5 protein-coding genes and 1 pseudogene are annotated in these 4,603 nt (G+C 52.7%); 3 read left to right on the plus strand and 3 right to left on the minus strand.

The window, feature by feature from the left end; all coding sequences use genetic code 11:
• Positions 1–33 precede the first annotated feature (33 nt).
• From rpsI to zapE, 3 genes are all read right to left on the minus strand, one after another.
• Positions 34–426, minus strand: coding sequence for a 30S ribosomal protein S9 (gene rpsI, locus FDW95_RS02765; RefSeq protein ID WP_062774136.1), 393 nt, complete (start codon positions 424–426; stop codon positions 34–36).
• Between the two features lie 15 nt (positions 427–441).
• Complete coding sequence (gene rplM, locus FDW95_RS02770; protein ID WP_096755482.1) at positions 442–870, minus strand: 50S ribosomal protein L13; 429 nt, start codon at positions 868–870, stop codon at positions 442–444.
• Positions 871–1,088: 218 nt separating this feature from the next.
• Positions 1,089–2,216, minus strand: a complete 1,128-nt coding sequence (gene zapE / locus FDW95_RS02775) for a cell division protein ZapE (protein WP_115257363.1) — start codon at positions 2,214–2,216, stop codon at positions 1,089–1,091.
• A gap of 192 nt (positions 2,217–2,408) precedes the next feature.
• Between zapE and zapG the strand changes: the two genes are divergently transcribed.
• From zapG to FDW95_RS23395, 3 genes and pseudogenes are all read left to right on the plus strand, one after another.
• A complete protein-coding gene (gene zapG, locus FDW95_RS02780; RefSeq protein ID WP_045448139.1) occupies positions 2,409–2,807 on the plus strand; it encodes a Z-ring associated protein ZapG in 399 nt (132 codons plus the stop codon).
• A gap of 168 nt (positions 2,808–2,975) precedes the next feature.
• A complete protein-coding gene (gene degQ, locus FDW95_RS02785; RefSeq protein ID WP_096755480.1) occupies positions 2,976–4,343 on the plus strand; it encodes a serine endoprotease DegQ in 1,368 nt (455 codons plus the stop codon).
• Positions 4,344–4,432: 89 nt separating this feature from the next.
• Positions 4,433–4,603 (plus strand): annotated as a pseudogene (locus tag FDW95_RS23395) (outer membrane-stress sensor serine endopeptidase DegS); the annotation flags it as partial.

Here is a 4,603-nt window from a genome sequence, read left to right on the forward strand (position 1 = left end):
TCGCAAATTGCAATCTGCCGAAGCAGAAACCAATTAACGCTTGGAGAACTGAGGACGACGACGTGCTTTACGCAGGCCGACTTTCTTACGTTCAACTTCACGAGCATCACGAGTAACGAAGCCTGCTTTACGCAGTTCGCCACGCAGTGACTCGTCATATTCCATCAGTGCGCGGGTGATACCGTGACGGATCGCACCAGCTTGACCAGAAATACCACCACCTTTAACGGTGATGTACAGGTCCAGTTTACCAATCATATCGACCAGTTCCAGCGGCTGACGAACTACCATGCGGGCAGTTTCACGACCGAAGTACTGTTCCAGAGAACGTTGATTGATAACGATTTTACCACTGCCCGGTTTGATGAAAACGCGAGCTGCAGAACTTTTGCGGCGACCAGTGCCGTAGTATTGATTTTCAGCCATTGCCTATAATCCCGATTAGATGTCAAGAACTTGCGGTTGCTGTGCCGCGTGGTTGTGCTCATTGCCCGCGTAAACTTTCAGTTTACGGTACATTGCACGACCCAGCGGGCCTTTTGGCAGCATGCCTTTAACCGCGATTTCAATCACACGCTCAGGATGGCGAGCAATCATCTCTTCAAAGGTCGCTTCTTTAAGACCACCGACGTAGCCACTGTGACGGTAGTACATTTTGTCAGTACGCTTGTTGCCAGTTACCGCAACTTTGTCAGCGTTCAGAACGATGATGTAATCACCGGTATCTACGTGCGGAGTGTATTCCGCTTTGTGCTTACCGCGCAGGCGCAGAGCCAGTTCGGAAGCCAGACGGCCCAGAGTTTTACCGGTCGCGTCAACAACATACCAGTCGCGTTTTACGGTTTCTGGTTTAGCTGTAAAAGTTTTCATTAAAAGCTTACCCAAATAAATTAGTTACACGTTGGTGAACACCCAAACGTTTTGTCAGTTGAGGTTCACACGACATTGTCCAGCAAACCTACCCCTTCGAATAGCCTATGCCGGCACATAGAAAGTTTTGGGAAAAAAACTCTCTCGTAACGTGGGGTCGCAAGATTATAGAGAAGTCAGGGTCAAAGATCGACCCCTTTATGTGATTTGCGGTGGGTTTAACCGGCTAAATGTTCGCGCTTGAGATACTCTTCGCTTTGCATCTCCTGCAAACGCGACAAACAGCGCTGGAATTCAAACTTTAGGCGCTCTCCCCGGTAGATCTCATATAAAGGAACTGCCGCACTCACCACCAGCTTGACGTGGCGTTCGTAGAACTCATCTACCAGCGCGATAAAGCGCCGTGCTTCGCTCTCCATCAACGGCGTCATCACTGGGACGTCAGAGAGCAACACGGTGTGAAACAGGCGCGATAGCGCAATATAGTCGTGCTGACTGCGGGCATCGACGCACAAGGTAGTAAACGAGACGGCCAGCGTTTGGTTTTCGACGGCCAGTGTCTGCATCGGGCGATGATTTATCTCAAGCGTCGGCGCATGTTCACTTTTGCTTCCCGCTAACGCCAGCCACAGCTTATCCATCTGCCGTTGGGTTTCATCATTCAGCGGCGATAACCATAAATGCGCCTGGGTTAACGTACGCAGACGGTAATCAACTCCGGCATCCACATTCATGATGTCGCAGTACTGTTTAATAGCCTCAATCGCCGGAAGAAAGCGGGCACGTTGCAGACCATTGCGGTACAGGTCATCAGGCGGAATATTGGATGTCGCCACGAGCGTGATGCCGCGGGCGAACAGCGCTTTCATTAATCCACCGAGCAGCATCGCATCGGTGATATCTGAGACAAAAAACTCATCAAAGCACAGCACGTCGGTTTCTGCCTTAAAGCGGTCGGCAATCACTTCCAGCGGGTCGCTTTGCCCTTGCAGGGCGGTCAACTCTTCATGTACGCGCAGCATAAAGCGGTGAAAGTGCAAACGCTGTTTACGCGTGCCCGGCAGGCTATGGTAGAAAAGGTCCATCAGCCAGGTTTTCCCGCGCCCCACGCCCCCCCACATATACAGACCACGCACCGGCGTGCTCTCCGTCGGTTCACGTTTACCCAAAAATTTGCTAAAGCGAGCAATCAGCCCACTTTCCTGCAACGCAGGACGGGCTGGGGCAGTCAGTTCCTGGAAAATAATATCCAGTCGATTCACTGCCTCTTGCTGTACGTTGTCGGGTTGATGACTGCCGTCGTTGAGGGCCTGCAGGTAACGCGATGTCGGGGAAAAGCTTTGCATGATGTTATTGTTATTCCTTGAGAATCGATGTGCCGTCGCTCACGGTTGACGAAAAAAAGGCCGTTCTACACTACGCGATATAAAGTCGGGATTCCACTTCTACGGGATTAGCGGTTATAGTGGCATAATCAGGCGCAGGCATGGAGCCTAAAGCCAACACCCTACGGAAACACAAGACAACGGGAGATGTTCATGACCTGGGAATATGCGCTAATTGGGTTAGTCGTCGGTATCATTATTGGTGCCGTAGCCATGCGTTTTGGTAATCGTAAATTACGCCAACAGCAGGCATTGCAGTACGAACTGGAAAAAAACAAAGCTGAGCTGGAAGAGTATCGTGAAGAGCTGGTAAGCCACTTTGCCCGCAGCGCTGAGCTACTGGATAACATGGCCGACGACTATCGTCAGATCTACCAACATATGGCAAAAAGTTCCAGCAACCTGCTGCCGGGTATGTCGCCAGAATCCAACCCGTTCCGTAACCGTCTGGCAGAGTCTGAAGCAGGCAACGATCAGGCACCGGTTCAGATGCCACGCGACTATTCCGAAGGGGCCTCCGGCCTGCTGCGTAGTGGCGCAAAGCGCGACTAACTGCACATCGTTAAGAAATTTATTGGGCGCAGCAATTGCGCCCTCCGCTTCTCTTCCCGTCCCAGCTATTATTTAGTCGTTAGCCGCATTGTGACCAAACCGAAAATTCAATAACATCAAACTGTTTTGAATCATCTTCCGTTTACTCAAGGTACGAGAGCAGGATCAATGAAAAAACAAACCCAGCTGTTGAGTGCATTAGCGTTAAGTGTCGGGTTAACTCTCTCGGCGCCGTTTCAGGCCATTGCGTCGATACCCGGCCAGGTTCCCGGTCAAGCCGCACTCCCCAGCCTCGCACCAATGCTGGAGAAAGTGTTACCTGCGGTCGTGAGCGTGAGGGTCGAAGGTACCGCCGCGCAGGGGCAGAAAGTCCCGGAAGAATTCAAAAAATTTTTTGGCGATGACCTACCCGATCAGCCGTCACAACCGTTCGAAGGCCTGGGTTCAGGAGTCATCATCGACGCAGCCAAAGGCTACGTGCTAACCAATAACCACGTTATTAATCAGGCACAGAAGATCAGTATCCAGCTCAACGACGGTCGCGAGTTTGACGCCAAGCTGATTGGTAGCGACGATCAGAGCGATATCGCCCTGCTGCAAATCCAGCACCCTAGCAACCTGACACAAATTGCCATCGCCGACTCCGACAAACTCCGCGTGGGTGATTTTGCCGTCGCCGTCGGTAACCCGTTCGGGCTGGGGCAAACGGCAACCTCCGGCATCGTCTCGGCATTGGGTCGCAGCGGCCTGAATCTGGAAGGTCTGGAAAACTTTATTCAGACCGATGCGTCCATTAACCGGGGTAACTCCGGTGGCGCGCTGCTTAATCTGAATGGTGAATTGATCGGTATTAACACCGCCATTCTGGCACCGGGCGGCGGCAGTATCGGCATTGGCTTTGCCATTCCCAGCAACATGGCGCGCACGCTGGCGCAGCAGTTAATGCAGTTTGGCGAAATCAAACGCGGCCTGTTGGGTATTAAAGGGACGGAAATGACCGCCGACATCGCCAAAGCGTTCAAGCTGGATGTACAGCGCGGCGCGTTTGTTAGCGAAGTGCTGCCGAACTCTGGCTCCGCGAAGGCGGGCGTGAAATCCGGTGACGTCATTACCAGCCTCAACGGCAAGCCGCTGAACAGTTTTGCCGAGTTACGTTCGCGTATTGCCACCACCGAACCGGGCACCAAGGTTAAACTGGGTCTGCTACGTAACGGTAAGCCGCTGGAGGTGGAAGTCACACTGGATACCAGCACGTCGTCGTCCGCCAGTGCGGAAATGATCGCCCCGGCATTACAAGGTGCAACGCTTAGCGACGGTCAGTTAAAAGACGGCACTAAAGGCATCAAGATTGATAACGTCGAAAAAAGCAGCCCAGCCGCGCAAGCCGGTCTGCACAAAGATGACGTTATCATCGGTGTAAACCGCGATCGCGTGAACTCCATTGCCGAAATGCGCAAGGTGCTGGAAGCGAAACCGTCGATCATCGCGTTGCAGGTGGTACGCGGTAACGAGAATATTTATCTGCTCCTGCGTTAAGCTGGTAGACCGGACATCAGCCCACCGTGTGATGTCCGGTAAACTCGTGATATGCTGCTGCCGTTCCCCTTTTTAATGACGCCGCTATCATGTTTGTGAAGCTTTTACGTTCGGTCGCGATTGGTTTAATCGTCGGCGCCATTCTGCTGGCCGCGATGCCCTCTCTGCGCAAAATTAATACGCTTACAGCACCCCAGTTTGACAGTGCTGATGAAACGCCTGCCAGCTATAACCCGGCGGTTCGCCGTGCCGCCCCCGCC

It is taken from the genome of Citrobacter sp. wls718, from assembly GCF_005280945.1.
Lineage (GTDB): Bacteria > Pseudomonadota > Gammaproteobacteria > Enterobacterales > Enterobacteriaceae > Citrobacter > Citrobacter gillenii.

Coding starts and splice junctions, on each gene's coding strand:
- rpsI (WP_062774136.1), bottom strand. CDS start 426: ATGGCTGAAAATCAATACTACGGCACTGGTCGCCGCAAAAGTTCTGCA.
- rplM (WP_096755482.1), bottom strand. CDS start 870: ATGAAAACTTTTACAGCTAAACCAGAAACCGTAAAACGCGACTGGTAT.
- zapE (WP_115257363.1), bottom strand. CDS start 2,216: ATGCAAAGCTTTTCCCCGACATCGCGTTACCTGCAGGCCCTCAACGAC.
- zapG (WP_045448139.1), top strand. CDS start 2,409: ATGACCTGGGAATATGCGCTAATTGGGTTAGTCGTCGGTATCATTATT.
- degQ (WP_096755480.1), top strand. CDS start 2,976: ATGAAAAAACAAACCCAGCTGTTGAGTGCATTAGCGTTAAGTGTCGGG.